The sequence below is a fragment of the Thioalkalivibrio sp. ALE11 genome, from assembly GCF_000381205.1.
GTDB lineage: Bacteria > Pseudomonadota > Gammaproteobacteria > Ectothiorhodospirales > Ectothiorhodospiraceae > Thioalkalivibrio.
The window spans coordinates 315,380-340,973 of sequence record NZ_KB906164.1 but is presented as its reverse complement, the minus strand read 5'-3'; the positions used below and the strand labels follow the sequence as shown (position 1 = coordinate 340,973).

Genomic DNA, 25,594 nt, shown 5'->3' with positions numbered 1-25,594 from the left:
GAAGACCAGTGGCTCCATGCAATGAGGGGGAAGTTTCCCTGTGACAGGGAACGGCGTTGCCTGAACACCGTGGCCGGGGCCTGTGACGCGAGGGGGGCGGTCACGTTACCCTGTCGGGCCATATCTCAAGAGAGCAAAGCCCAATGCAAGTCGCGCAGAACTCCGTGGTGTCCATCCACTACAAGCTCACCAACGACTCCGGTGAGACCATCGACAGCTCCGAAGGCCGCGAGCCGCTGGCCTACATGCACGGCAACGGCCAGATCGTGCCGGGCCTCGAGCGCCAGCTGGAAGGCAAGGCCGCCGGCGACAAGGTCCAGGCCACGGTGCCGCCGGAAGAAGGCTACGGCGAGAAGATCGACGCCATGGTCCAGGAAGTCCCGATGGAGGCCTTCCAGGGCGTCGACTCGATCGAGCCGGGCATGCAGTTCCAGGCCCAGACCGAAAACGGTCCGCTGACCGTGACGGTCACCAAGGTCGAGGGCGATACCGCCACGGTGGATGGCAACCATCCGCTGGCCGGCCAGACCCTCAATTTCGATGTCGAGGTGGTGGACGTGCGCGAGGCCTCCGCGGAAGAACTGGAACACGGTCACGCCCACGGGCCGGGCGGTCACGAGCACTGATCCTGCCTGCCGGGCCGGCCCCCGCCCGGTCCGGGACCCCCGGCGGTCGCAGCCCCGCGGTCGCCGGGTCTTTCTTCCCTCGCCTGTTCTCCCGAAAACGTCCCTATAGCGCCAGCCGTGGCCAGTGCGCCGGCATGCGCCGGGGTGCGTGGGTCACGATGACCGTCTGCCGCGCCTCCAGCCAGGGCCCGATGCGCTCCAGGATCGCCGCCTCGGTGGCTTCGTCCAGTCCTGCAAAGGGTTCGTCCAGCAGGGCAACCGGCCGGTCCTGCAGCAGCAGCCAGGCCAGCGCCACCCGGCGTGCCTGCCCGCCGGAGAGGTTGCCGGCATCTTCGCCCAGCGGATACTCCAGGCTGTAGCCCATGCGCTGCAGAAGCGGCGCGATGCGCACCTGATCCAGCACGGCCCACAGGCGGTCGGCGGGCAGATCGGGGCGGCCGAGGCGCAGGTTGGCGGCCAGGCTGTCGTCCAGCAGGCGCACGCGCTGGGGCAGGTAGCCGATCACCCGGTGGCGGGTGTCGGGATCCAGCGTGGTCAGATCCTGCTCGCCCCACCGCAGTTCGCCGCCGGTGGGTGCCAGCTCGCCGGCCAGGGTCTCCAGCAGGGCGGTCTTGCCGCGCCCGCTGATGCCGTGGATCACCAGCGGATAACCGGGTTCCGGCCGGATGTCCAGCGGGCCGGCCAGCGGGCGGTCGGCGCGGAAGCCGACGGTCAGGCCGCGCGCTTCCAGCGGGCCGGGGGGCAGTTCGACGGGTTCTGCCCCGGCGGGCTCCGGACCCTCGGCTTCGGCCTCGGTCTCGCGCAGGCGCCGCGCCGCTTCCAGGCTCTCGCCGAGGCGCCACCAGGCGCCGGGCAGGCTGCCCAGCGCCTCGTTGAGGCCCAGGGTCATCAGGGTGAGCAGCACGGCGACCGGCCCGGAGATCAGCCCTTCGGCGTAGGCATGCAGCGCGTAGCCCAGCATGGCGAGGGTGGTCAGCATCACCACCAGCTGCACGCCCTGTTCGCCCAGCACCCCCGCGCGTTCCTGGGTCAGGCGCCGCGCGGCTCCCTCACGGGCTCGCCGGGCCAGGGCCGCTCGACGTTCCTCCAGGCGGCCAAACGCAGTCAGTTCCGGCAGCCCGCCGAAATAGTCCAGCAGGGCCACGCGCTCATTCGATTCTTCCTGCACCAGCCGCCGGCCATGGCGCCGACCGGCCGCCGCCGCGAGCCCGGCGGTGATCAGGGTGATCGCGGCGGCCACCAGCAGAATGACTGCGGCGAGCGGCGGGGCCAGCCACAGCGCGATCGCCACGGCGCTGACCAGTGCCAGCAGGGCCCCGACCATCGGTCCCACCACCCGCAGCGGGATGGCGTCCAGGGTGTCGATGTCGCTGGTCAGGCGGGCCTGCAGGTCGCCGCTGCGCAGACTTGCCAGACGCCGCGCCGGCCAGCGCGCCAGCTGGCGGAAGGTGGTCGCGCGCAGGTCGGCGAGGATGCGCAGGACCGCTTCGTGTCCGGTCACGCGCTCGAAATACCGGGCGATCGTGCGCAGCACCGCCGCCGCACGTATCCCGCCGGACGGTGAATAGATGTCCAGGGTGGCCATCATGCCAGCCCCGGCCAGGGCCGTGGCGGTGATGAACCAGCCCGACAGGGCGAGCAGCACGATGCCGCTGACCCAGGTCACCGCCAGCAGCAGCCAGGCCAGCAGGCTCCAGCCGAGGCGCGAGGTGAACAGGCGTTGCAGGTATTCACGGTCCGTCATGCGAGGCTCTCCACGCGGCCATCGGCCAGCCGGACCACCCGGCTGGCACGTTCCCTGACGGCCTCGCGGTGGGCCGCGATGACCAGGGTGATGTCGTGCTCGGCGGCCAGGGCGAACAGGGTGTCCAGCAGGGCGGCCTCGGTCGCCTCGTCGAGCGCGCTGGTGGGTTCGTCCAGCAGCCACAGCGGATGCCCGGCGAGGATCCCGCGGGCCATCGCGATGCGCTGGGCCTGCCCCCCGGAGATTCCGGTGTTGCCTTCCCCGATGGCGGTATCCAGCCCGTCCGGCAGCTGCGGGTCATCGACCGGCAGCCCGGCGCGGGCGAGGGCGTCGTGCATCGCCGCGCCGCTTACCGGTTCGGCGCTGGCCAGTTGCAGGTTGTCGCGCAGGCTGCCGTGGAACAGGTGGGCGTCCTGGCCGATCCACACGAACCGCTGCAGGTCGTCGGCCATGCGGATCTCGCCGCTGGCCGGGCGCAGGAAGCCGGCCAGCAGCGCCAGCAGGGTGGACTTGCCGGAGCCGCTGGGGCCCGTCACCGCCAGGTGTTCCCCGCGGCCGATCTGCAGGTCGATGTCGTGCAGGGCCGGTTGGGCGGTATCCGGATACTGCACCTGCACTCCGGCCAGGTGTACCGCCGTGCGCGGGCTGTCCGGCGCCCCGGGCGGGGCGGTGGCGGGGCCACCGGCCGGCTGCAACAGGGGCGCCAGGGACTCGGCCGCGGCCAGCGCGGCAGCCCGGTCGTGATAGCTCTGCGCGAACTGGCGCAGGGGCAGGAAGTATTCGGGCGCCAGCACCAGGATGAACAGCCCGGTGAACAGGGTCAGGCTGCCGGCCGGACCGTAGTCGATCGCCCCGAACAGGCCGAAACCGATATAGATGGCCAGCAGGCCGATGGCGACCGCGCTGAAGAATTCCATGATCGCCGACGACAGGAACGCGACCCGCAGCACGCGCATGGTCAGGCGGCGGTGTTCGTCGCTGGCAGCCACCACCGCCTCGCGGGCCGCCTGCGTGGCGCGCGCGCGGCGCAGAAAGTCGAGGCTGCGCAGGCGGTCGAGGAAGTGCCCGGCGAGGCGGTTCTCCTCGTCCTGCTGGCGGCGGTGGATCTGTTCGGCGCCCATGCCGACCAGGGCCATGAAGGCGGGAATCAGCGGTGCCGAGAGCAGCAGCAGCCCGGCGGCGAGCCAGTCCAGCCAGGCCACCGTCAGCAGCAGCACCAGCGGGGTCAGGATCACCATGCGGGTGCCGGGCAGGTAGCGCGCGTAGTGGCCGGTCAGGTCTTCCACTCGCCGCAGGTAGTGATCGACCCAGGCCCCTGACGGCGCGCGGTGCGCCAGATGCACGGGGCCGTCGCGCCGGGCCGCGTCCAGTAGTTCCTCGCGCAGTTCACGCTTGACCGCATCCGCCAGACGATGGCCGGCGCCATCGCGCAGGGCCTGCAGGGCATAGCGCAGCACCGCCGCCACCGCCGCGCCCGCCAGCACCATGCCCAGTGGCAGGCGTTCCGGTGCGAACAGCGCCATGTGGACCGCCCAGGCGATCAGGCCGGCCAGGGCCACGGTGGCCAGGGTGGCGCCCAGCCCGGCGGCGGTGGCGCCCAGCAGCCAGTGGCGGTGCGGACGCATGCGCGCCTGCAGCCAGGGGCCGGGGCGCGGAAGGCCGGAGTCGGGGGCGTCGGCGGGCATCGAAATCCTTCCGTGACGGGGCGGGGTCCGCGGGTCCGGGGCGGCCCCGGGACGGAAATTCGAAACTAATCTATAAGAAGATGCTGATCAATGGACCCGGCAACGGGTGGGGCCGACACACCTGAAAAGAATAGTGTTGAAAAGCATTCTCATTAGCGGTAATGTCGCCTCATCCACCCATTGCCAGGGGCCGGAGCCGTCAAAGATGATTGTATGTGTCTGCAATGCCGTGCGCGAACGCCAGATTCGGGAGCTGGTGGCGCAAAGCGATACCCGCGTCCGTATGCGCGATCTGCGCGAACAGCTGGGTGTGTGCGGTGATTGCGGCAAGTGCGCACGGCGGGCCCGGGGGATCCTGCGCGACTGCGCGGATTGCGCGGGCGACCCGGTGGCCGGTCACGCGCCGGCCGGTGGCTTCGCGGGTATTCCGGTGACGGCCGGGACCACGGCAGCGGGGGCCTGCGCGGCCACCTAGGATCGGTCCGGTGCGCCGCGCGCGCCCCTTCAGGCAACGAATTCGGGATCCAGCATGAATGCATTGATCGAGTCCCTGGCGGGCGAGCGCTTCGCCGGGTTTCTGGACGCGGGCGGGCCCGTGGTGGCCATCCTTCTGGTGGCGTCGGTGGTGGCACTGGCGTTCGTACTGGTAAAGCTCTGGCAGCTCTGGCAGCTGCGGGTGACCGACGTGCGTCCGGCCGAGCAGGCCCTGGAGCTGTTCCACGGCGGGGATCCGGAAGCCGCCATTCGGCATGCGGAAGCCACGCCCAACCCCGCAGCGCGCGCAGTGGCGCGTGGTATTCGCGGACTGCGCTCCGGCGTGCCCGAAGCCACCGTACGGGAAGAGGTCGTGCGGTATGGCAACGCGACCATCCAGTCCCTGCGCCAGGGTCTGCGGCCGCTGGAGGTGATCGGTGCGCTGGCGCCGCTGCTGGGCCTGCTGGGGACGGTCATGGGCATGATCCGGGCCTTTCAGGCGCTGGAAGAAGCCGGCAGCCAGGTGGATCCGGCGATCCTGTCCGGCGGCATCTGGGAAGCCCTGCTGACCACCGCCGTGGGCCTGGCCGTGGCGATCCCCGTGGTGGCCGCGCTGAACTGGCTGGAGACCCGCGTGGAGCGGGTGGCGCATCGCATGGATGACGCGGTCACGCGGCTGTTCACCGGCCAGCTGATGACCCCGGCCCCGCGCGAGAAGGCCGCGGATGCGGAGCCCGCCAGCCAATGACCGGTGACCCGGCGGAACAGCCGACGCTGGACACCGGTCGCCCGCGCCGGCGTAACCTGATCAGCCTGACGCCGCTGATCGACGTCGTTTTCATCCTGCTGGTGTTCTTCATGCTCGCCTCCAGTTTCCTCGACTGGCGCGCCGTGGAGCTGGAGGCCCCGGCCGAGGCCGGGGGAGCCGGCTCCATGGAAGGCGCAATGCTGGTGGAGGTGCGGCCCGATGACCTGCGTCTGGGCGGCATTGCGGTACCCGCCGCTGAACTGCGCGAACGTGTGTCCGCGCGGCTGGCGGAGGACGCCGACACCCGCGTGCTGGTGATGCCGGTGGCCGGGGTGAACATGCAGCGCACCGTCGAGATCCTCGAGGCGCTGGCCGATGCCGGGGTCCGCGACCTGTCCGTGATCCGGGAGGGCGGCTCATGATCGGGCAGCGTCGCCATTTCCACGTCGCGCACCGGCCGCGCAACGACGACGAGAGCATACTTCCGCTGATCAACATCGTGTTCCTGCTGCTGATCTTCTTCATGGTGGCGGGGCAGCTGAGCGCGGTGGATCCGTTCGAGGTCGAGCCGGTGGAGTCCGCGGTGGATGGCCGGCCCGGCCCCGACGAATTCATGGTGATCGTGGGCACCGAGGGGCGTCTGGCGGTCAACCAGGACGAGATCGATCTCGAGGGCATGGCGCGTCTGGTGGGTGAGCACCTGCAGCGGCACGGCGATGCGGCGCGGGTGCGGGTGAAGGCCGATGGCCGCGCCGAGGCCGTCGACGTGGTCGGCATTCTCGAACGCCTGCGCGAGGCGGGCGTGGAGCGTATCGATCTGCTGACCGTGCCGGAGACCTGAAGCATGCAGCCCGGCATTCGACACTGGGTGGTCGCACTGATCCTGGCCGTGGTGCTGCACGGACTGGTCGCGATGGCCCTGTTGCTGCGCGAGCCGCCCACCGGGGCCGAGGACGCCGGGGTCGGCGGCCTGGAGATCTCCATGGCGGCCGGGGGCTCCGCACCCCCGGCCGCCGCGGCGGAGCCGCCCGCGGAGACGGCCGAGGCCGAACCGGTCGAGCCCGAAATGCCCGAGCCCGCCCCGGCCGAGCCGGTCCGGCCGGAGGAGGCCGAGGCTCGGGAGCCGGAACGCCAGCCGGTCCGCCAGGCGGAGGAGGTCGAGCCCGAACCCGAGCCCGAACCTGAACCCGAGCCGGAACCCGAGCCCGAACCGGAGCCCGAGCCCGAGCCCGAGCCCGAGCCCGAGCCCGAGCCCGAGCCCGAGCCCGAACCGGAACCCGAACCGGAACCCGAACCGGAACCCGAACCGGAGCCCGAACCGGAGCCCGAACCGGAGCCCGAACCGGAGCCCGCTGGCACGGCCGAGACGGTCGCCGAAACCGATGCCGTGGCCGATGAGCCGGGCGAAACGGACCCGACGGCCGACGAGTCCGGCCCCGCCGGGGACGCGGAGGGGGCCGCCGAGACGGATGCCACGGGCGGCGGCGACCCCGGGGCGGAGAGGGACTACCTTGCCGAACTGCAGGCCTGGGTCGAGCAGCACAAGCGTTATCCCAGAGCGGCCCAGCGTCGCCGGCAGGAAGGTACCGTGGAGGTCCGGCTGCAGCTCGCCCGTGATGGTTCGGTGATCGACTACGAGATCCAGGAGAGTTCCGGCTCCGGGATCCTGGATCGCGCGGTGGAAGACATGGTGCAGCGGGCCGACCCGTTTCCGGCGCCGGACAGTATCGGTCTGGACGGCTACGAGATCGTGGTGCCGGTGAATTTTTCGGTGCGCTGACGAACGACGGATCGACGCGTTGTGGAGGCAGGCGAGATGACACGAAACTGGCAGATTCACGGCGGACTTGCGGCAGGCGTGCTGGGGCTGGTCCTGGCGCTGCCGGCACTGGCGGAGGACGGCGGCGGGATCGGCGTCCAGCTGAACAAGCTGGAGCCCGACGGCGACGACTGTCGCGCCCATCTGGTACTGGAGAACGGCCTGGATCAGGCGCTGGAGTCGCTGCAGCTGGATCTGGTGGTGTTCGGCGATGACGGCATCATCCAGAGCCGGACGCTGCTCGAGATGGCACCGCTGCGGGCGGGGAGCACCTCGGTGCGGGCCTTCCGCATGACGGATACGTCCTGTGATCGCGTCGGGCGCATCCTCGTCAACGACGTCGCCGCCTGCGAGGGCCCCGACGGCGCGGTCGCGGACTGTGCCGACCGCATCCGGCCTGAAAGCCTGGCGGAACCGCCGCTGATTCGCTGAAGCACCGTACCGGGAACAGGCGCCGCCAGCCCCTGCCGTTTCTGGTTTTATATGGAGCTATTGAAAACAGTTCTCATTCGCTATAGCATTCCCATGCCTTGAGACCATCTTGCATCGCGGAGCCCCCGCGCAGGATCCTGACAGGGGGGGCGCAGGCCGCTTCATGGCGCGGCTGCCGGACGCGCGGTGCTCGCCGCAATCAGCAACACAACGAGAACGAGAAGGAGAGTCACGATGCAGGGTGATAAGGAAGTAATCCGTTACCTCAACCAGGCACTCAAGGGCGAACTGACGGCCATCAACCAGTATTTCCTCCATTCCCGCATGTTCCGGGACTGGGGCCTGGAGAAGCTGGCCGCGGCCGAATACGAAGAATCGATCGACGAGATGAAGCATGCGGACGAGCTGATCAACCGCATCCTGTTCCTCGACGGTCTGCCCAATCTGCAGGATCTGGGCACGCTGAGAATCGGGGAGACCACGCGCGAGATCCTCGAGGCGGACCTGGCACTGGAGCACGAGGGGGAAGCGGTCTACCGCGACGCGATCGCCCACTGTGAACAGGTCCGGGACTACGGGAGCCGCGATCTGCTCCAGAAGATCCTGGACAGCGAGGAAAGCCATATCGACTGGCTGGAGACCCAATTGCAGTTGATCGACCGGATCGGCCTGCAGAACTACGAACAGAGCCAGGCGGGCTCCGCCGAGTAAGGCTCCGGGGCATTGAATACGGCCGTCCCGCAAGGGGCGGGGCGGCCGGGGAGGCAGAATGAGTTCCAGCGAAAACCGCCACCAGCCGGGATCCGTTCCGGAGCACACCGGGCAGCCCCGTGCCGGGGCCGGGCCGGAAGGCCGGCCCGCCGGCGTTCCACGGGAAATCGCCTCGAGCGAGCTGCTGTGTGATGCCGATCGACTGTATATCCGCCATGAAGGCCAGTGCTACACCCTCCGGGTGACGTCCAGCAGGAAGCTGATCCTGACCAAATAAAAGCATTCCACGCCGTGGCGGCCGCCACGGCACCCGCCAGCCAGGGGACCCGCTCCCTCAGCCAGCCATTTTTCGTTACTTGAACCGCGACATGTCACCGGTCGAGGCGGTGCGCTGTCGTGCAAACCGAAGGGAGAAAGAAATGGCTCGCAGAGAACGAATGAGAGGCGTTCATTCCTTTAGTTACGGGTGTGAGGCCGGCGTTGATCGGGAGCGCGGAATGGGGCCGGCAAGCTGGCGCCATCGCGCGGTAGCACTGGCGGTCCTGGGCGTCGCCGGGATGCCGATAGCCAACGCTCAGGATGCCGATACCGATCGTCTGGCACCGGTGGAGATCATCGGCGATTCGGCTCAGGCGCGGGAGCTGCCGGGTTCGGGGGCCGTGGTGGAACCCGAACAGCTGGAGCTCGACGGGACGACCGACATCCACCAGGCGCTGAAAACCGTCCCGGGCATGTACGTTCGCGAGGAAGAGGGCTTCGGCCTGCGGCCGAACATCGGGGTGCGTGCCGCACCTCCGGGGCGCAGCAGCAAGGTGACGATCATGGAAGACGGTGTGCTGATGGCGCCGGCGCCGTATTCCAATCCGGCGGCCTATTATTTCCCCACCACCAAGCGCCTTCATTCCATCGAGGTTCTCAAGGGGGCGCCGCTTCTGCGGCACGGGCCGCAGACCACCGGTGGCGTGATCAACCTGCGTTCCACGCCGATTCCGGCGGAACGCGCCGGCAGCATCGAGACCGTAGCCGGGGAGCACGGCGGTCTCGACGTGCACGCGACCTGGGGAGATCGTATCGGTGACTGGAGTTACATGATCGAGACGGTCCAGCGTCGCAGCGATGGTTTCAAGGACATCGACCGCAGCAGCCGCGACACGGGCTTCCGCATCGAGGACTACGTGGCCAAGTTGCGCTGGGACGGGGCGCGCCAGAGCGTTGAACTGAAGGCCCAGCATTCCGAGGAGACGTCCAATGAGACCTATCTGGGCCTGACTGACGATGATTTTTCGCGTGATCCCAATCGCCGTTACGGGCTGTCCGAGATCGACCAGATGAACAACGATCATCAGGGTGTCAGCCTCATTCACGAGTTCGACTGGACCCCGGAAGTGCGGCAGACATCGACCGTCTATCGCAACGAGTTCGCGCGCAACTGGTTCAAGCTCGATGGCAACCTGGTGGCGGACGCCAATGAAGGCGATGCGGACGCGCTTGGTACGTTGCGGGGCACCCGGGACACTACGGGGCTCGAGTACAAGAACAACAATCGGGAGTACGTCTCGCAGGGCGTGCAGACCGAGTTCGATCTGGCGCTCGGCGACCACTGGATCCGGACCGGCGTGCGGTACCACGAAGATGAGATGGATCGTTTCCAGCCCGTGGAGATCTACGATCAGGTCAACGGTTCGCTGGTGCGTCAGGGCCGGGTCGAGCCCTCCGGGGGCAATAATCGTTTCGAGGATGGCGAGGCCTGGAGTCTGTGGGTTACCGACGAGTGGCAGGTGAACGACCGGCTGCGTCTGAATCTGGCCATGCGGTACGAAGACGTGAAGACCTCGCGGGTTCAGTACGCGGACGCCAGCCGCAATACCGTGGACTATCGGCGGTCGAACTCTTACAGCGAATGGCTGCCCGGGGCTTCCATGACCTTTGACGTGGACGATCGCTGGCAGCTGCTGGCCGGTGTGCACCGCGGCTTTTCGCCGGCCGGAGGTGGAGCCGAGTCCGGTACAGCCCCCGAGACCAGTATCAACTGGGAGCTGGGCGGGCGCTATCGCTCCGGCAATCTGTTCGCCGAGGCGATCGGGTTCCACAGTGACTTTACCGACCAGAAGGAAGACTGCTCCGTGGGTTCGCCCTGCTCGGACGGTTCCACCTCGGGTACGTTCACTACCGGCGAGGCGGAGATCTCCGGGGTCGAGGTGCAGGCCGGGACGGAGTTCGCGGCAGGTTCCTTCCAGGTGCCGGTGTCGGCAGCCTACACCTATACCCGGGCGCGCATAAGCAGCGACAACCCGGCCTCGGGCCTGGAAAAGGGCGATCGTCTGCAGGATATCCCGCGCCATCAGCTGAATCTGCGGGCAGGCCTGGAGCATCCGAACGGGTGGGATAACCACGCGGTGCTGAACTATACCGGTGCTTCCTGCAGCTCCGTCGGCTGTAACAACAGTGATTCGGATTTTGATGAGACCGAGTCCCTGATGACCGTCGATCTGGTGAGTCGCTATGCGCTGACCGGGGATACCGACGTGTTCCTGCGGGCCCGCAATGTCTTCGACGAGCAGCGTATCGTGGCACGTACGCCCTACGGGGCCCGTCCGAACCAGCCCCGGACGATTTCCGTCGGACTGACGCACCGGTTCTGAGCCGCGGGCGACCTCGCTCGCCGGTTGATCCCGGCAGCAATAAAAAGGCCCGACCGGAGAAGGTTTCCGGTCGGGCCCCGGTGGCCGGGAAATGTGGTCGCATCGTCCCGGCGGAGCATTCGGGCGGGACGATCAGAACTGGGGTTCGTCGTCGCCCTCCATGTTGCCACCCATGCCGTCGTCCATGCCATCGCCTTCGGGTTCCATTCCCTGGCCTCCCATGTCACCTTCCGGCGGGGCGCCTTCCTGCATGCCGCCACCCATTCCGTCCTCGGCCGGCGGCGCGCCTTCTTCCATCTGCTGTTCTTCGAACTCGTCCATGCCCATGTCGTCACCGCCGCAGCCGGCGATCAGCAGGGCAAAGGGCGCGATGGCGGTGGCTGCCAGCAGTTTCGTGGAACGTTTCATCAAGGTCCTCCTCATTGGGACAAGGGTAAGAATCAGGGACAGGGTCCCTGTCGCCCCTGCGTCTCCTGCCCCCCGGGGGTGAGTTCCCGAGTCGCGCCGGGCGGACCCGCGCTCAAGCGGGATGCGGGTGAAAAAATAAGAATGGCGTCACGCTCTGTGGTTCGCGTGCCCGGCTGGCGTGGGGGACATCGACGCTGCGTTGTCCGGTCGGTACATTGCCGGCCGACATGTCCCGAACCGAGTTCGCACCATGAATGCATCAAATGATCCGCGCGGGCTGCTCGAGCAGGCGCGCGCGGCCTGGAGGGACGGAGACACCGCGCGGGCGGTGGACCGCTGGCAGCAGGCCGCCACCGCGGGTGATCCGCTCGCGGCCTACAACCTGGGGGTGCTGCTGGATGAAGGCACGCACATGCCGCGCGACCCGGCGCGTGCCGCGATCTGGTATCTGCAGGCGGCCGAGGCGGGCTGGCCGGATGCCGCGTTCAATCTGGCGGTGCTGTTCGAACAGGGCGACGGCGTGGAGGCCAGCCCGAACGAGGCGGCGCGCTGGTTCCATGCCGCCGCCGAGGGCGGCAATCCGCAGGCGATGTTCAACCTGGGCCTGAAGTTCGACGAGGGGCGCGGGTTGCCGCAGGACTCCGAGCAGGCGGCGCAGTGGTATCTGCTGGCCGCCGAGGCCGGCGAGGGCCGCGGGGCCGCCAACCTGGCGCGGCTGTTCGCGATGGGCGAGGGCGTGGAGCGCTCGGATGTCTCCGCCTTCAAGTGGTATGCGATCGCGGCGGAGATGGGCGTGGCCAGTGCGGCGCGCTATCGCGAGCGGGTGGCACGCGAACTCAACGCGGACGAGCGGCTGCATGCGGGGGAGCGGGCGCAGGAGTGGCTGGCGGAGTTCCCGCGGCGGGGAGACGCCTGAGTCCGCAGGGCGGCACCGCCGCGGTCAGACGACGATGTTCAGCTCGCGGCGGGGTTCCTCGGCCGGGCCGGCAAAGCTGAAGGCCAGTTCCACACGCCGGCGCAGGGCTTCGACCCCGGAATCCTCCAGTGCGCCGCCGTCGGCGATGCGCTCCTCGCCCGGACGGGCATCGTCGGCCGTGCCGGACTGAAACGCCTCGATCTCGGCCGCCAGGCGCGCCTGGCCGGCCATTTCGCGCTCGTTGCGGGGCAGAACCAGGTCGGCACGCGGGTCGCCCTCGTCCCCGTTGCGGTTGCGCTGCTGCTCGGCGCGGTCCTCGATGGGACGGCGCGCGGCCCCGGCTTCGGGGTCGTTCAGCGGGCGATCGAACTCCGATGGCGCGGACAGCTGGCCGAGACCCAGGCGGTCCGAACCGCTCGGCCGGGTGGCCGGGACGGTCGGCGGTGCCGGATTGGTCAGCGGTGCTTCCATGGTGTCCCTCGCTTCCGCGTCAGGCGCGGACGTCGAGCAGGCTCCCGATCATGCGGTCTTCGGCTTGCAGGGTCTTCACGTTCGCTTCCACGTGACGCTGGCTCGCGCTCATCTCGACCATCGCCGTGTTGCTCTGGCGGCTGCCGGCGTTCTCGGTGGCCACGGTGTGGGCCTGCTGACGCATCTGCGTCATGCCCTTCTGGATGCCCTGCAGGCCGCTGCTGCCGTCGATCATTTTCCGGTCCGGATTCGCACTTGTTTCAAATTATAGACCAGACCCCGGGAGATATGCTAAGGGCGCTCAGGAAGGCGCGGGGGCAGCCGCGAGATGTTCGGCCAGGCGGGCCGTGACCCGTTCGCGGGCCGTGGCCTGTCGTTCCAGCCATCGGGTCAGCCGCGTCTGGCGCTGCCCGGCATCCGGCAGGGTCGAAAGGGTCTCGAGAATCGCCCCGGCCACGGCATCGGGATCTTCTCCGCGGCGGATCAGACCGGTGGTCTCCGCGGCGCGACGCAGACGGACCTCGTCTTCCGGGGCGTCGCCGCTGGCGGCCGGGCCGGTCACCACGGCACTGCCGCAGGCAAGGGGGCGTGCCAGATCCGGCGGGGTCCGCGTGGCCGCCAGGGTGCCGCCGGGCAGGGTGAGGTCGGCGCAGGCGTAGGCGGCCTGCAGGGTCTGCGGATCCTCGATGTAGTAGACCCGGTTCTTGCGCGGGACGTACGAGGTCATGAACCGGTTGTGGCGCACGATCGGCAGCGAGTACTTGATTGCATCGCGGTAGACCGGCTCGTGGCGTTCGGGGTCCGCCGGCGCCAGCAGGAGCAGGGCGGCGGTCTTCTGCAGGACCGCGAACAGTACTGCGAAGGCGAACGCCTCCTCGTCCGGGCCGGTGTTCGGGGCCAGCAGGATCGGGTGGCCGCGCTCGCGGTATTCGGCGAAGCGTTCGCAGAACGCCCGCTCGGGATCCGGGTCTTCCGGTGCGGGGGGCAGGGATATGGCCCCGGCGAGCGGGTCGCCGGTGGTCTCGGCGCCCAGTGCCGGGTCCACGGCGCCATCCCGGGCGGCCAGCACGGTGGCAAAGGGGAGGCCTTCCGGGGCGGGGCCCTCGGCGTTGACCCAAGCCACGCGGGCCCCGGCGGCCACGACGGCCCGCAGCGCCTCGCCGGGGAGATCGACCGGGCCCAGCAGTACCACGGCCCGGGGGCGCAGGCGGGCCAGGCGCACCGGGGCGAGTTCGGGGGGCAGGGCCACCGCCGGCAGATCATCGGGGGCTCCGGGCACGGCGGCCTCCCTGTCACGGGGGGCATCGCTGACGCCCAGCAGCAGCGGGCCCAGGGCCTCGCCGAGACCGGCGAGCCAGTCGGGCGCCCGCGCGAGTTCGTGGTGCGAGGCGATGATCAGGGTGCGGCCGGTGTATGTGGACGGGACCGAGCGGGCCGTGATCCAGGCAGACAAACGTGAGATCATGCGTGATCGGACGCGGGGCGCCGGGTGGTTTGCGAGCCGCCCAGTATAGCGACCCCGCGAGGATTCGCGCAGGGGTGGCTCGGGAGCAGAAGTCGGCATGAATCTACGCTGGACCATCGGGGCGGTCGCCCTCGCGGGCATTCTGGCCCTGGCGATGTTCGTCTACATGCAGCCCGGCGGGCAGCAGACCCGGCAGTTCGACAGTCTGCCCTGGCAGGTGGAGGTGCTGGACCGGCAGCACACGCGGGTGCTGGGGATTACCCTGGGCGAGACCACCATGGCGGATCTCATGGGGCGGTTGCCGGTGCCCGAGATCCGGATGTTCGAGGATCCCGACGGGACGCGCTCGGTGGAGGCGTATTACGTGAATGCCCGCATCGAGCCGTTCGAGACCAACCTGATCCTGCGCCCCGATCTGGACGAGGCCGACCTGGACCGTATCGAGGCGGGGACGACCTCCGAACGGCCGATGCCGTCGGGTGCCCGGCGCTACGGCCTGGACGACGACACCCTTGCATCGCTGGGTAACGTGCCGGTGGTGGAGATGAGCTATATTCCCCGGGCACGCTGGGACGCGGATCTGCTGCGCCGGCATTTCGGCGAGCCGGCCGGGCGCATGCAGATCGACAGCGACCACGCCTACTGGCTGTATCCCGATCAGGGTGTGGCCGTGCTGCTGCCCGACCGCGGACGGCCGACCATGCACTACACCACGCAGGAGCGCTGGAGCCGGGTCGAGCAGCGCCTGCAGGAAGAGGGGCGCCGGCGGCTGGGCGAAGAGGACCACCGGGCGGAGACGCCGTGAGCGACGAACGGCCCTTTTACCAGCGCCCGCTGGAGGAACTCGACGCGGCCGAATGGGAGGCCCTTTGCGACGGCTGCGGGCGCTGCTGCCTGCACAAGTTCGAGGACGAGGATACCGGCGAACTGGCCCACACCTGGCTGGCCTGTGACCTGCTCGACTGCGAGACCGGCCATTGCTCCGACTATGCCCGGCGTCGGGAGTCCGTGCCGGACTGTCTGCAGCTGACCCTGGAGAAGGTGGCGCAATACGACTGGCTGCCGCCCACCTGCGCCTATCGCCTGCGCTTTGCCGGGCAGCCCCTGCCGAGCTGGCACCCGCTGCTGACCGGCGATCCGGACAGCGTGCGCCGCGCCGGGGTGTCGGTGGCCGGGCGGGTCCTGCGCGAATGCGATGCCCCGGATCTGCCGATCATCGATTACGTGGTGGACTGGCCGGGCGAGGTTCCGCTGGCCGCCCGCCTGTTGCAGCCGGCGTCGGAGCCGGAGGGTGACTCAACCGCAAAATAGAGCGGAGGTGGGGATCGGATCATGTCTTCCCCGTTCATCGACCTGTTCGTCTACGGCACGCTGAAGCGCGGGTATGCCAACTTTGCCGCGCATTGCGGCCATGCCCTGGAGGTGGTTCCGGCGAGCGTGCCCGGCTGGTTGTATCACCTGCCCCATGGCTACCCCGGGGCGGTCATTCCGCAGGAACGTATCCTGGCCGAGGGGTCGGACGACCCGGAGGCCGATGCGGCCCTGCAGTGGCGGCATGACCCCCCGGCCAGCCCGGCGCCGGTCTCCGGTTACGACCGCATTCAGGGCGAGATCATGCGTCTGCCCGAGCCACGCCGCAGTCTGCCGCCGGTGGATCGTCTGGAGGACTTCCGGGCGGACGGGCGGGGCATGTATCGCCGCGCTCTGGTACTCGCCGATCCCGACCCCTCTTCCGGTTCCGGGCCTGCGTCGGGGCCGCGTCCGGTGTGGATGTACTGGATGCCCGAAATCCCCGCCGGCCGGTATCTGCGGCGCGGGGTCTGGCCCGAGGGGTGATCAGCCGTCGCACAGTGCGGCCGCCAGTTGCCGGGGCGCGGTGCCGGTCTGGCCATCCAGGTAGGTGGCCAGGCGCTGCGAGAAATCCGCCGGTACCGAGTCGCGTACCGCGTCCATCGCCTCCAGCCACTGCCAGCGCGCCGCCAGGCGCGGGAAGGATTCGGGGTCCCAGGGGCTGTCTTCGTGGGTGAGCAGGGCGTAGCGCATCAGCAGCGGCGCCAGGGTCGCGTCCACCAGCGAGAACTCCGCCCCGGCCAGCGTGCGGTCGCCGGCCATCTGGCGTTCCAGTCGCTCCAGACCTCGTGCCGCCTCGTGTGCGGCCCGTTCAAAGGCGTCCTCGTCGGCCGCGGTCATCCAGCGGTACTGCGCGAAGGTCTGTTCCGACAGGTACTCGATCCAGGCGCGGGCCCGGGCGCGTTCCAGCGGTTCCGGAGGCAGGCGTTCGGGCGGGGTAACGGCGTCGATGTATTCGTTGATGACCGCCGATTCGAACAGGACCGTGTCCCCGTTCACGATCAGGATCGGGACCTTGCCCAGCGGCGAGCGTTCCCGGAACCAGTCGGGCGGGTCGGCGAGGTCGATGCGGGTGAGTTCGTACGGCGCTGCCTTGTAATTCAGCGTGATGAGGCTACGCTGGACGAAAGGACAAATATCGAAGCTGACCAGGTGCAGATGCGGAAAGTCCATGGCATGGCCCGGTGGCCCGCGGGCGACCGGTTCCCCCTCCGGAAATATCGGTGCATGAAGGCGGCATTCTGGTCGCTCCGGTCCGCGGATAAAAGCCCGGGCCGACTACCAGTCCCGGATGTGCGCGGGGCGCCCGCAGTGCTCGCGCGGGGGTGCTCATGAGCCGGACGGGTGCAGCGGCGGCGCCTGCGTCCAGCCTGCGTCTGGACAAGTGGCTGTGGGCGGCGCGCTTCTTCAAGACCCGCGCCCTGGCGACGGAGGCGGTGTCCGGCGGCAAGGTCCATGTCAACGGCGAGCGCTGCAAGCCCGCGCGCAAGCTGCATCCGGGGGATCGCGTACGGGTGCACAAGGGGAGCTGGTCCATGGAGGTCGACGTGGTGGCGCTGGATGATCGGCGGCGCCCGGCGACCGAGGCGGAGCAGCTCTACACCGAAACCCCGGAGAGCCGCGAGTCGCGCGAGCAGGAGGCATCCCGCCGGCGGCTGGAACGCGAGGCACGGGCCCCGGCGCCCTCGGGGCGTCCGGACAAACGCGAGCGCCGCAAGATCCGGCGTTTCGTGCGGCAGGATCAGGGAGGAACCGATGAGTGACCGACGCCCGCGTACGCCGGCCCTGGCGGTGGATCTGGTGATCCGGCATGCCGCCGAGCCCGGCCGGATCCTGGTCATCGAGCGTCACAACCCGCCGCACGGGTGGGCGCTTCCCGGGGGCTTTGTCGACGTGGGCGAGAGCGCCGAACATGCCGCCGTGCGCGAGGCCCGCGAGGAAACCGGTCTGCAGGTCGAACTGCAGGCCCTGCTGGGGGTGTATTCGGCGCCCGATCGCGACCCCCGCGGGCACACCGTGAGCGTGGTGTATCTGGCTCAGGGGAACGGTCAGGCGCGGGCCGCCGACGATGCGCGCGACTGTGCCTGGCTGGACCCGGACGACCCCGGTCTGCCACTGGCCTTCGATCACCGCCGCATCGTGGACGACTACCTGCGCTATCGCCTTACCGGTGAAGTGGCTCCCCTGAGAACAAGGACGGATTAGCTGTTAAGATACGCCACCGAAGCCATTTTGACGGCCCTGCGTGACCCGCCCTGATACCGACATCCCGGCCCCGGCCGAAACTGACCCCCGCGACAATGCCCCGCGCGCCGGCGACGCATTGGTCGTGCCTCGCGTCTACAGCCGCGAGGAGCACGGCATCTCGCGCGCGGCCATCGACAACAACGCGCTCAAGGTGCTCTACCGCCTGCGTGACGCGGGCTACCGCGCCTGTCTGGTCGGCGGCGGGGTGCGCGACCTGCTGCTGGGGCGCGAGCCCAAGGACTTCGACGTGGCCACCGACGCCACCCCCGAAGAGGTTCGCGGGGAGTTCCGCAACTGCCGGCTGATCGGCCGCCGCTTCCGCCTGGCGCACGTGCTGTTCGGCCGCGAGGTGATCGAGGTCGCGACCTTCCGTGCCCCGCACGATGCCGGTGGTGACGACGATGACGACGACGGCGACGTGGTCCTCAGCGACGACGGCCGCATCCTGCGCGACAACCGCTACGGCACCATCGAACAGGACGCCCTGCGGCGCGATTTCAGCATCAACGCGCTGTATTACGACATCAACGACTTCTCGGTGCTGGACTACACCGGCGGCGTCGAGGACCTGCGCGAGGGCGTTCTGCGCCTGATCGGCGACGATCCCGAGACGCGCCTGCGCGAGGATCCGGTGCGCATGCTGCGGGCGGTGCGTTTCTCCGCCAAGCTGGGGCTTCGCATCGACCCGGCGGTGGACGAGGCGATGCACCGGCTGGCGCCGCTGATGCAGGAAGTCGCGCCGGCACGCCTGTTCGACGAGGTGATCAAGCTGTTCCACAGCGGCGAGGCCGTCACCTGCCTCGACGAGCTCGAACGCTTCGGTCTGTTCGAGGCGATGTTCCCGTCCACCGCCGAGGCCTTCGACGACCCCGACGATCCCGAGGCCGGTCTCAGCCAGCGGGCCTTCCTGGTCGAGGCGCTGCGCAACACCGACAAGCGGCTGGCCGAGGACCAGGGCGTGCACCCGGCGTTTTTGTATGCCGCGCTGATGTGGGCGCCGCTGCAGTGGGAGGCCAGTGCGCGCATCGAGGAAGGCGAGAACCCGGCGCCGGCCTGGGACCAGGCGATGTCGCAGATCCTCGATGAGCAGGGCGAGACCATCACCATCCCGCGCCGCTTTGCGCTGGTGATTCGCGAGATCTGGGACATGCAGAGCCGGCTGGAGACCCACTCCGGGGCGCGGGCCCTGAAGCTGCTGACGCATCCGCGTTTCCGTGCCGGTTACGACTTCTACTGCCTGCGGGCGCAGGTGGGGGATGCCAGCGAGGCGACCTGCCGCTGGTGGACCGAACTGCAGGAAAAGGACGAGGCCGGACGCAAGGCAATGACCGGGGCCTCGGGCGGGGATGGCAAGCGCAAGCGCCGCAAGCGCAAGCCGCGGGGTCGTGCCGGCGGCTCGGGCGGGAAGAAGGCGGGGGAAGACTCGGCATGACCCGGATCCAGCCCGGCGGGCGCACTGCGGCCGTGTCGGCCTACATCGGCATCGGCGCCAACCTGGGGGATCCGGTGGCACAGGTTCGCGGCTCTTTCGCCCGCCTTGCCCGCGAGGTGCCCGGGACGCATCTGGCGGGGCGCTCGCGGCTGTACCGCAATCCGCCGATGGGACCGCCGGATCAGCCGGACTACGTCAATGCCGTGGCCCGGCTGCACACCCGACTGACGCCGCGCGAACTGCTGCATGCGCTGCAGGCCATCGAACAGCGCTGCGGGCGCGTGCGCGACGGCCAGCGCTGGGGGCCGCGGCTGCTGGATCTGGACCTGCTGCTGTACGGCGACCGGGTGCTGAACGAGCCGGGGCTGGCGGTGCCGCATCCGGGGGTGGCCGAGCGCAATTTCGTGGTCCTGCCGCTGCAGGAGCTGGCACCGGGGCTGGAGATCCCCGGGCGCGGCCCGCTGGCGGCGCTGGCCCGTGCCTTTGATCCGGCCGCCCTGATCCCGGTGGAGGAGTCGGGCGACAGCGCAGCGGAGGCCAACGCGGGGGAGCCACCACCGGGCCGTCGCGCGGGGGCGGGCGCATGAGCCTCGCGGATTTCGACTTTATCGCGGTCGAGGGCCCGATCGGTGTGGGCAAGTCCTCGCTGGCGCAGCGGCTGGCGGAACACCTGCGGGCGGAGCTCCTGCAGGAGGCCCCCGACGAGAACCCGTTCCTGGAACGTTTCTATCAGGATCCGGCCAAGCATGCCCTGGCCACCCAGCTGTATTTCCTCGTGCAGCGCGTGCGCCAGCTGACCCCGGTGGCGCAGAAGGGGCTGTTCCAGCAGGCGCATGTGGCCGACTACCTGATGGACAAGGACCCGCTGTTCGCCGAACTCAATCTGGCCCCGGACGAGCTGGAGATCTACCACGAGATGTTCCGCCGGCTGCGCCAGGGGCTGCCGCAGCCGGATCTGGTGATCTATCTGCAGGCGCCGGTGGACGTGCTGCAGGAACGCATCCGCCAGCGCGGACGGGCCTATGAACGCCGGATCGAAACTGCCTATCTGGAACGGCTGAACGCCGCCTACGCGGATTTCTTCTATCATTTCGAGGGACCGGCGCTGGTGATCGTCAACGCGACCGAGATTGACTGGGTGAACAACCCGGCCGATTTTGACCAGCTGCTGCAGTTTCTCGAACCGATCCAGGGCGGGCGGCACTACTTCAACCCGCTGCCGATCACGCTGTAGGGGACACGCATGGGCGCGATCACCGTCAACACCCTGGCCGAGCGTCGGCGGGCCGGCGAGCGCTTTGCCTGTCTGACCGCCTACGACGCCGCGTTCGCGCGCCTGCTGGACGAGCAGGGCGTGGAGGTGATCCTGGTCGGGGATTCGCTGGGCATGGTGGTACAGGGACATGCGACCACGCTGCCGGTAACCCTGGAGGACATGGTCTATCACACCGCCGCGGTCGCCCGCGGTACCCAGCAGGCGCTGATCATGGCGGATCTCCCGTTTCTGGGGGATGCCGACCCGGCCACCGCGCTGGCCCAGTCCGGGGCCCTGATGCGGGCCGGGGCGCAGATGATCAAGATCGAATGCGGCACGTCGCAGATCCCGGTGGTCGAACGGCTGGTGGAGGCCGGCATCCCGGTGTGCGCCCACCTCGGGCTGACCCCGCAGGCGGTGCACCGCATGGGCGGGTACCGCGTGCAGGGCCGCGACGCCGCCGCGGCGGCCGAGCTGGAATCGCTGGCCGGGCGCCTGGAACAGGCCGGGGCCCAGGTCCTGCTGCTGGAGGGCGTGACCGAGGCACTGGCCACCGCGGTGGCGCGGGCGGCCGACGTGCCGGTGATCGGGATCGGGGCCAGCCCGGCCTGCGACGGCCAGGTGCTGGTGATTGCCGACGTGATCGGCCTGACCCCGAATCCGCCGCGCTTCGCCCGCGATTTCCTCGCCGAGGGCGGCTCGCTGGCCGGAGCGGTGCGGGCCTATGTCGGCGCGGTGCGCGAGGGGCGCTTCCCCGAATCCGGCGTGCATACCTTTTTGTAGAGAACCCCGGTTCAGACGAGGCTCGGGACGGCCATGAGAATCCTTCGAGATCGACCCCAGATCCAGGCGATGCGCCGCGAATGGTCGCGCCGTGGCGGGCAGGAGACCATTGCCCTGGTGCCCACCATGGGGCACCTCCACGAAGGGCACATGGCACTGGTGCGCGAGGCGCGGGCGCGGGCGTCGCGCGTGGTGGTGTCGATCTTCGTCAATCCGCTGCAGTTCGACCGCGAGGAAGACCTCGCGAACTACCCGCGCAGCCTCGAAGAAGACTCCCGCCGGCTGGCGGATGCCGGCGTCGACGCCCTGTTCTGCCCGGACGAATCGGTGATGTACCCGGACGACGGGCTGCCGCCGGTGAAGGTGGTCGTGCCGGTGCTGTCGGAGATCCTCGAGGGGGCGTTCCGTCCGGGCCATTTCGACGGTGTGGCGACGGTGGTCGCCAAGCTGTTCAACCTGGTGCGCCCCGACATCGCCCTGTTCGGCGAGAAGGATTACCAGCAGTTCCGCCTGATCGAGCGCATGGTCGGCTCGCTGGACATGCCGGTGCGGGTGGATGCGGTGCCGACCGTGCGCGAGTCCGACGGGCTGGCCTGTTCCTCGCGCAACAGCCGGCTGACCGCGGAGTCGCGCGCGCGGGCGCCGGCGCTCAAGCGCGTGCTCGACGAGGTCGCCATCGTCTGCCGACGCGACCGCAGCGGCGCGGCCGACCGGGTCACCGAGATCGAGGCGGAGGCCTGCGACCGCCTGCGCGAGGCAGGGCTGGATGCCGAATACGTGGCCATCCGCCGGGCGATGGATCTCGCCGAGCCGGTAGCCGGCGAGGCCCTGTGCGATCAGGACCTCGTGATCCTCGGGGCCGCCTGGCTGGACAGCGTGCGCCTGATCGATAATCGCCGGCCCTGAGTCGGACGCGGGACATTGCCGCTCCCGCGTGCATCGCGCATAATTCCCGGCCCCGTGAAAAGACCGTTCGCCGACGGAAGACGCTTATGCTGGTCACCATGCTCAAGGGCAAGCTGCACAAGGCCCGAGTCACGCACTGTGAGCTCGAGTACGAGGGGTCCTGCGCGATCGATACGCGTCTGCTGGAGGCCTCCGGGATCCTGCCGTTCGAGCAGATCCAGATCTACAACGTGGACAACGGCGAACGCTTCACCACATACGCGATCGAGGCGGAAGCCGGGTCCGGGGTGATCTCGGTCAATGGCGCCGCTGCGCACAAGGCATCGGTGGGCGATCGCGTGATCATCTGTGCCTACGGCCAGCTGGATGCCGCCGAGGCGCGCGAGTTCACCCCCGATCTGGTGTATCTCGACGCCGACAACGCCATCGCCCGCACCGGGCACGATATCCCCGTCCAGGCCGCCTGAGTACGGCATTATTGGCCCGGGGCCCTGCATGAGCCCCGGGCCCCGGCCAGTGCGTGTCCCGCTCCGGTCTCAGCCGGTGTTGCGCATACCCGCGGCGATCGCGTTGATCGAGCGCAGCAGCGGCGAGATCCAGGGGTTCTCCCGGGCGTCCCCGTTCCCTTCGTTCTCGGCCTCGAAACCCCGTGACTGGCGCAGCAGGTGGATCTGGATGCTGTTGAGCGGATCCAGATAGGGGTTGCGCCGCTGCAGCGAGCGCGCCAGCAGAGGCGTTTCTTCCATCAGCCCGTCCAGCTGAGCCACCCGCAGCACCTCGTTGACGGTGCGGCTGTGTTCCTCGCGTACCCGCGAATAGATGCGCTCGGACAGGTCGGTGTCGTGCGACAGCCGGGCGTACTCGGCGGCGGTGCGCATGTCGGCCTTGGTCAGGGCCATCTGGCAGTTGGACAGCAGCGAACGGAAGAACGGCCACTCCTGATACATGCGCTGCAGCTGTTCCAGGCGTGCCGGATCGTCGCCGCGCCAGGTTTCCAGCGCGGTGCCGATGCCGTACCAGGCCGGCAGGGTGTGGCGCGACTGGGCCCAGCCGAAGACCCACGGGATCGCGCGGATCGAACTCTTGGAACGGTCGGTCTTGCGCCGGTGCGAGGGTCGCGAGCCGATGTTGAGATAGCCGATCTCCTGCACCGGAGTGATCTCGTAGAAGTAGTCGAGGGTGCCCGGGGTGCGGTCGATCAGATCGCGGTAGGCATCCTCGCCCAGGCGCGCCAGTTCCTCCATGGTCTCGCGGTAGTCGTCGCGGTCGCAGCGCGGCGGGCGGATCAGGCTGCGCGAGGCGAGCATCAGGCCGGTCGCGCCCATGCCCAGTTCGTATACCGCGGTCTCCACGTTGGAGTACTTGTACGACAGCACCTCGCCCTGCTCGGTGAACTTGATCCGCCCCTGCACGGTGGCCGGGGGCTGGGCGAGGATGGACTCGTGGGTCGGGCCGCCGCCGCGCCCGACGGTGCCGCCGCGGCCGTGGAACAGCTGGCAGCGCACGCCGTAGCGGTCGGTGATGCCGACGATCTTCTTCTGCGCCTCGTAGAGGTTCCAGCTGGAGGCGAGGATGCCGCCGTCCTTGCAGGAGTCGGAGTAGCCCAGCATCACGTCCTGGACGTTGCCGGAGGCGGCCAGCAGGCGCGCGTAGACCGGATTCGACAGCAGGCCCTCCAGGACGTCCTCGACGTGCAGGAGGTCCTCGATGGTCTCGAACAGCGGCGAGATGCGCAGGTGGCAGTACGCCCCGGTTTCCGGGTCCTCGCCGGCCAGTCCGGCCAGGCGGCCCAGCAGCAGGACCTCCAGTACGTGCGAGGCCGCATGGGTCATGGAGATGACGTAGGTGCCGATGCCGTCCGGACCGACCTCGCCGCGCATGCGCCGGATGACCTCGAACACCTCCAGGGTCTCGCGGGTACGTTCGTCGAGGGCGGCGCGATCGGGCTGCGGCAGCTCGTCGCCGCGGCCAATCAGCTCCGCCAGACACTGCTGACGGGCGGGCTCGTCCATGGCTGCGTAGTCCAGGGACGGATCGATGTGGCGCAGGATCTCGGCGACCGCCTCGGTGTGCACGGTGGATTCCTGGCGCACGTCCAGGTGATGCAGATGGAAACCGAAGGTCTCCACCAGGCGGATGAGGTCGGTCAGCGCGCCGCTGGCGATATTGCGGTCACCGTGGCTGATCAGGGAGTCACGGATCAGCTTCAGGTCCTGCAGGAAGGTTTCTGGCGTGGCGTAGGCGCTGTTGGTCGGCAGCACGGCGGCCTCGCCCCGGATCCGCCGGGTGACCGTGGCCAGGGTTTCCTGCAGGCGGTAGCGCATGATGTAGAGCTTGCGCCGGTAGGGCTCGGTCTCGAAGCGGTCGGAGGCGCCCTGGAACACGGCATTGGAGATGGTCGAGTCCGCCTGAAGGCTGGCGAGGAATTCGGCCGATGGCTCGCACATGTAGGAGGAGTGCGTGAGGACGTTGCGCAGTTCGTTGACCCGCTTGATGTACTCGCGCAGCACCTGTTCCATGGCCAGGCGCGACGCCAGTGCCGTGACCTCCGGGGTGACGTTGGGGTTGCCGTCGCGGTCGCCGCCGATCCAGGAGCCGAAATGCAGGAACGCGGGGATGCGCACCGGCAGGGAGCCGGCCGGGTTGACCCCGTAGATGCGGCGGATCGCCTTCTCGAGGAAGCGGTAGCTCTGCGGCACCGCCTCGAACAGGCTCTCCTCGAAATAGAACAGGCCGTACTTGATCTCGTCCTGGACCTCCGGCTTCCTCACCCGGACCTCGTTGGTGCGCCACAGGATCTGGATCTGGCCCTCCAGCTCTTCGGTGATCAGGCGACGTTCCTCGTCGCCCAGTCCCGGCTGGTTGAGGCGGTCGGCGGTCTCGAACACCCGGCGCTGATTCTCCATGGTGGTCCGCCGCCGGGCCTCGGTGGGATGCGCGGTGAACACCGGCTGGTAGTGCAGCTGCCCCAGCAGTTCCTCCAGTTCCTGCGCGGTGACGCCGTCGTCGTGCAGTTCGCGCAGGGCCTGGTCGAAGGAGCCCAGCCACAGCGGCTCGCCACTGGAGACCTGGGCGCGGCGCCAGCGGTAGAACAGGTCTTCCTCGGCGATGTTGACCAGCGAGAAGTAGATGCTGAAGGCGCGGATCACGCGCTCGGTCAGGGTCGTGTCGAACTGCGTGATGTCATCCATCAGCCGCTGGCGCAGCTCCGGGTCTTCCTCCTTGCGCAGGCTGACAAATCCACGGCGCAGGGTTTCCACCGCGTCGAAGACGGTCTTGCCCTCGAGTTTCCAGATGACGTTGCCCAGCAGTTCTCCGAACAGACGCACGCGCGCGCGCAGTTCCTTGTCCTGGGGCAGGAAACGGTCGTTGTGATCGGCTTGGTTCATGAGGCGGCCCGAGCAGCAGGGGGCCGGCCGCAGCCGGCCCCGCCGTGGTGGTTGCTTGCCTGCCGGCCCGTGCCGGTCGGCGGCGAAAGCC

The 25,594-nt window shown here is 69.1% G+C and carries 30 protein-coding genes; 22 read left to right on the top strand and 8 right to left on the bottom strand.

What is annotated here, in order from left to right; translation table 11 throughout:
* The first annotated feature begins 143 nt into the window (after nucleotides 1–143).
* Entirely contained in the window at nucleotides 144–626 is a 483-nt protein-coding gene (locus F620_RS0101625; protein WP_018870597.1) for a peptidylprolyl isomerase, read from the top strand.
* 103 nt (nucleotides 627–729) lie between these two features.
* On the opposite strand, the gene cydC is transcribed toward F620_RS0101625, so the two are convergent.
* Nucleotides 730–2,370, bottom strand: a complete 1,641-nt coding sequence (gene cydC / locus F620_RS0101620) for a thiol reductant ABC exporter subunit CydC (protein ID WP_019569236.1) — start codon at nucleotides 2,368–2,370, stop codon at nucleotides 730–732.
* Nucleotides 2,367–4,055 (bottom strand): thiol reductant ABC exporter subunit CydD, encoded by a 1,689-nt coding sequence (gene cydD / locus F620_RS0101615; protein ID WP_019569235.1) that lies wholly within the window; start codon nucleotides 4,053–4,055, stop codon nucleotides 2,367–2,369. Before cydD ends, cydC begins: the two co-directional genes overlap by 4 nt.
* Before the next feature lie 205 nt (nucleotides 4,056–4,260).
* On the opposite strand from cydD, the gene F620_RS0101610 reads away from it, so the two are divergent.
* From F620_RS0101610 to F620_RS0101570, 9 genes are all read left to right on the top strand, one after another.
* Nucleotides 4,261–4,530: a (2Fe-2S)-binding protein gene (locus F620_RS0101610; protein WP_019569234.1), complete on the top strand. Its 270-nt coding sequence runs from the start codon at nucleotides 4,261–4,263 to the stop codon at nucleotides 4,528–4,530.
* A 54-nt stretch (nucleotides 4,531–4,584) separates the two neighbouring features.
* Nucleotides 4,585–5,277: a MotA/TolQ/ExbB proton channel family protein gene (locus tag F620_RS0101605; protein ID WP_019569233.1), complete on the top strand. Its 693-nt coding sequence runs from the start codon at nucleotides 4,585–4,587 to the stop codon at nucleotides 5,275–5,277.
* Complete coding sequence (locus F620_RS0101600; RefSeq protein ID WP_018870592.1) at nucleotides 5,274–5,699, top strand: biopolymer transporter ExbD; 426 nt, start codon at nucleotides 5,274–5,276, stop codon at nucleotides 5,697–5,699. The genes F620_RS0101605 and F620_RS0101600 overlap by 4 nt, the downstream gene beginning before the upstream one ends.
* Entirely contained in the window at nucleotides 5,696–6,118 is a 423-nt protein-coding gene (locus tag F620_RS0101595; RefSeq protein WP_019569232.1) for a biopolymer transporter ExbD, read from the top strand. Before F620_RS0101600 ends, F620_RS0101595 begins: the two co-directional genes overlap by 4 nt.
* Nucleotides 6,119–6,121: 3 nt before the next feature.
* Complete coding sequence (locus F620_RS0101590; RefSeq protein ID WP_019569231.1) at nucleotides 6,122–7,057, top strand: energy transducer TonB; 936 nt, start codon at nucleotides 6,122–6,124, stop codon at nucleotides 7,055–7,057.
* A gap of 36 nt (nucleotides 7,058–7,093) precedes the next feature.
* Nucleotides 7,094–7,528, top strand: coding sequence for a hypothetical protein (locus F620_RS0101585; protein ID WP_019569230.1), 435 nt, complete (start codon nucleotides 7,094–7,096; stop codon nucleotides 7,526–7,528).
* Nucleotides 7,529–7,762: 234 nt separating this feature from the next.
* Entirely contained in the window at nucleotides 7,763–8,239 is a 477-nt protein-coding gene (bfr, locus tag F620_RS0101580; protein ID WP_019569229.1) for a bacterioferritin, read from the top strand.
* 58 nt (nucleotides 8,240–8,297) lie between these two features.
* Nucleotides 8,298–8,516 (top strand): hemin uptake protein HemP, encoded by a 219-nt coding sequence (locus F620_RS0101575; protein ID WP_019569228.1) that lies wholly within the window; start codon nucleotides 8,298–8,300, stop codon nucleotides 8,514–8,516.
* A 220-nt stretch (nucleotides 8,517–8,736) separates the two neighbouring features.
* Nucleotides 8,737–10,881 (top strand): TonB-dependent receptor domain-containing protein, encoded by a 2,145-nt coding sequence (locus F620_RS0101570; RefSeq protein ID WP_019569227.1) that lies wholly within the window; start codon nucleotides 8,737–8,739, stop codon nucleotides 10,879–10,881.
* 132 nt (nucleotides 10,882–11,013) lie between these two features.
* Here F620_RS0101570 and F620_RS0101565 read toward each other — a convergent pair whose 3' ends face one another.
* Complete coding sequence (locus F620_RS0101565) at nucleotides 11,014–11,289, bottom strand: hypothetical protein (protein WP_019569226.1); 276 nt, start codon at nucleotides 11,287–11,289, stop codon at nucleotides 11,014–11,016.
* A 250-nt stretch (nucleotides 11,290–11,539) separates the two neighbouring features.
* Here F620_RS0101565 and F620_RS0101560 point away from each other — a divergent pair, with 250 nt between their 5' ends.
* Entirely contained in the window at nucleotides 11,540–12,205 is a 666-nt protein-coding gene (locus F620_RS0101560; RefSeq protein ID WP_018871164.1) for a tetratricopeptide repeat protein, read from the top strand.
* 24 nt (nucleotides 12,206–12,229) lie between these two features.
* On the opposite strand, the gene F620_RS0101555 is transcribed toward F620_RS0101560, so the two are convergent.
* From F620_RS0101555 to F620_RS0101545, 3 genes are all read right to left on the bottom strand, one after another.
* The gene (locus tag F620_RS0101555) at nucleotides 12,230–12,676 is read right to left on the bottom strand and encodes a hypothetical protein (RefSeq protein ID WP_018871163.1); all 447 of its coding nucleotides are present in this window, start codon (nucleotides 12,674–12,676) and stop codon (nucleotides 12,230–12,232) included.
* Between the two features lie 19 nt (nucleotides 12,677–12,695).
* Nucleotides 12,696–12,911, bottom strand: a complete 216-nt coding sequence (locus tag F620_RS0101550; protein ID WP_018946554.1) for a hypothetical protein — start codon at nucleotides 12,909–12,911, stop codon at nucleotides 12,696–12,698.
* A gap of 66 nt (nucleotides 12,912–12,977) precedes the next feature.
* The gene (locus F620_RS0101545) at nucleotides 12,978–14,141 is read right to left on the bottom strand and encodes a hypothetical protein (protein ID WP_019569225.1); all 1,164 of its coding nucleotides are present in this window, start codon (nucleotides 14,139–14,141) and stop codon (nucleotides 12,978–12,980) included.
* Between the two features lie 97 nt (nucleotides 14,142–14,238).
* Here F620_RS0101545 and F620_RS0101540 point away from each other — a divergent pair, with 97 nt between their 5' ends.
* The 3 genes from F620_RS0101540 to F620_RS0101530 are packed head-to-tail and all read left to right on the top strand — an operon-like array spanning nucleotide 14,239 to nucleotide 15,977.
* Nucleotides 14,239–14,946, top strand: a complete 708-nt coding sequence (locus F620_RS0101540; RefSeq protein ID WP_019569224.1) for a hypothetical protein — start codon at nucleotides 14,239–14,241, stop codon at nucleotides 14,944–14,946.
* Nucleotides 14,943–15,452, top strand: a complete 510-nt coding sequence (locus F620_RS0101535; RefSeq protein WP_019021355.1) for a YcgN family cysteine cluster protein — start codon at nucleotides 14,943–14,945, stop codon at nucleotides 15,450–15,452. Before F620_RS0101540 ends, F620_RS0101535 begins: the two co-directional genes overlap by 4 nt.
* A 21-nt stretch (nucleotides 15,453–15,473) precedes the next feature.
* Nucleotides 15,474–15,977 carry a gamma-glutamylcyclotransferase gene (locus tag F620_RS0101530; RefSeq protein WP_018871158.1) on the top strand — a complete coding sequence of 168 codons (504 nt, stop codon included), beginning with the start codon at nucleotides 15,474–15,476 and terminating at the stop codon, nucleotides 15,975–15,977.
* On the opposite strand, the gene F620_RS0101525 is transcribed toward F620_RS0101530, so the two are convergent.
* A complete protein-coding gene (locus F620_RS0101525) occupies nucleotides 15,978–16,664 on the bottom strand; it encodes a glutathione S-transferase family protein (RefSeq protein ID WP_019569223.1) in 687 nt (228 codons plus the stop codon).
* A 158-nt stretch (nucleotides 16,665–16,822) separates the two neighbouring features.
* On the opposite strand from F620_RS0101525, the gene F620_RS0101520 reads away from it, so the two are divergent.
* From F620_RS0101520 to panD, 8 genes are all read left to right on the top strand, one after another.
* Nucleotides 16,823–17,254, top strand: coding sequence for an RNA-binding S4 domain-containing protein (locus F620_RS0101520; RefSeq protein WP_026331278.1), 432 nt, complete (start codon nucleotides 16,823–16,825; stop codon nucleotides 17,252–17,254).
* Nucleotides 17,247–17,696 carry an NUDIX hydrolase gene (locus F620_RS0101515; RefSeq protein WP_018871155.1) on the top strand — a complete coding sequence of 150 codons (450 nt, stop codon included), beginning with the start codon at nucleotides 17,247–17,249 and terminating at the stop codon, nucleotides 17,694–17,696. The genes F620_RS0101520 and F620_RS0101515 overlap by 8 nt, the downstream gene beginning before the upstream one ends.
* A gap of 61 nt (nucleotides 17,697–17,757) precedes the next feature.
* Nucleotides 17,758–19,170 carry a polynucleotide adenylyltransferase PcnB gene (gene pcnB, locus F620_RS0101510; protein ID WP_369773210.1) on the top strand — a complete coding sequence of 471 codons (1,413 nt, stop codon included), beginning with the start codon at nucleotides 17,758–17,760 and terminating at the stop codon, nucleotides 19,168–19,170.
* Nucleotides 19,167–19,757, top strand: a complete 591-nt coding sequence (folK, locus tag F620_RS0101505) for a 2-amino-4-hydroxy-6-hydroxymethyldihydropteridine diphosphokinase (protein WP_019021352.1) — start codon at nucleotides 19,167–19,169, stop codon at nucleotides 19,755–19,757. The genes pcnB and folK overlap by 4 nt, the downstream gene beginning before the upstream one ends.
* The gene (locus F620_RS0101500) at nucleotides 19,754–20,404 is read left to right on the top strand and encodes a deoxynucleoside kinase (protein WP_018871152.1); all 651 of its coding nucleotides are present in this window, start codon (nucleotides 19,754–19,756) and stop codon (nucleotides 20,402–20,404) included. The genes folK and F620_RS0101500 overlap by 4 nt, the downstream gene beginning before the upstream one ends.
* A gap of 9 nt (nucleotides 20,405–20,413) precedes the next feature.
* Nucleotides 20,414–21,208: a 3-methyl-2-oxobutanoate hydroxymethyltransferase gene (gene panB / locus F620_RS0101495; protein ID WP_019569221.1), complete on the top strand. Its 795-nt coding sequence runs from the start codon at nucleotides 20,414–20,416 to the stop codon at nucleotides 21,206–21,208.
* A gap of 33 nt (nucleotides 21,209–21,241) precedes the next feature.
* Nucleotides 21,242–22,114 (top strand): pantoate--beta-alanine ligase, encoded by an 873-nt coding sequence (panC, locus tag F620_RS0101490; protein ID WP_026279612.1) that lies wholly within the window; start codon nucleotides 21,242–21,244, stop codon nucleotides 22,112–22,114.
* Nucleotides 22,115–22,200: 86 nt separating this feature from the next.
* Nucleotides 22,201–22,581, top strand: a complete 381-nt coding sequence (gene panD, locus F620_RS0101485; protein ID WP_018871149.1) for an aspartate 1-decarboxylase — start codon at nucleotides 22,201–22,203, stop codon at nucleotides 22,579–22,581.
* Between the two features lie 69 nt (nucleotides 22,582–22,650).
* On the opposite strand, the gene ppc is transcribed toward panD, so the two are convergent.
* Nucleotides 22,651–25,503: a phosphoenolpyruvate carboxylase gene (ppc, locus tag F620_RS0101480; protein ID WP_019569220.1), complete on the bottom strand. Its 2,853-nt coding sequence runs from the start codon at nucleotides 25,501–25,503 to the stop codon at nucleotides 22,651–22,653.
* Between the last annotated feature and the right edge of the window lie 91 nt (nucleotides 25,504–25,594).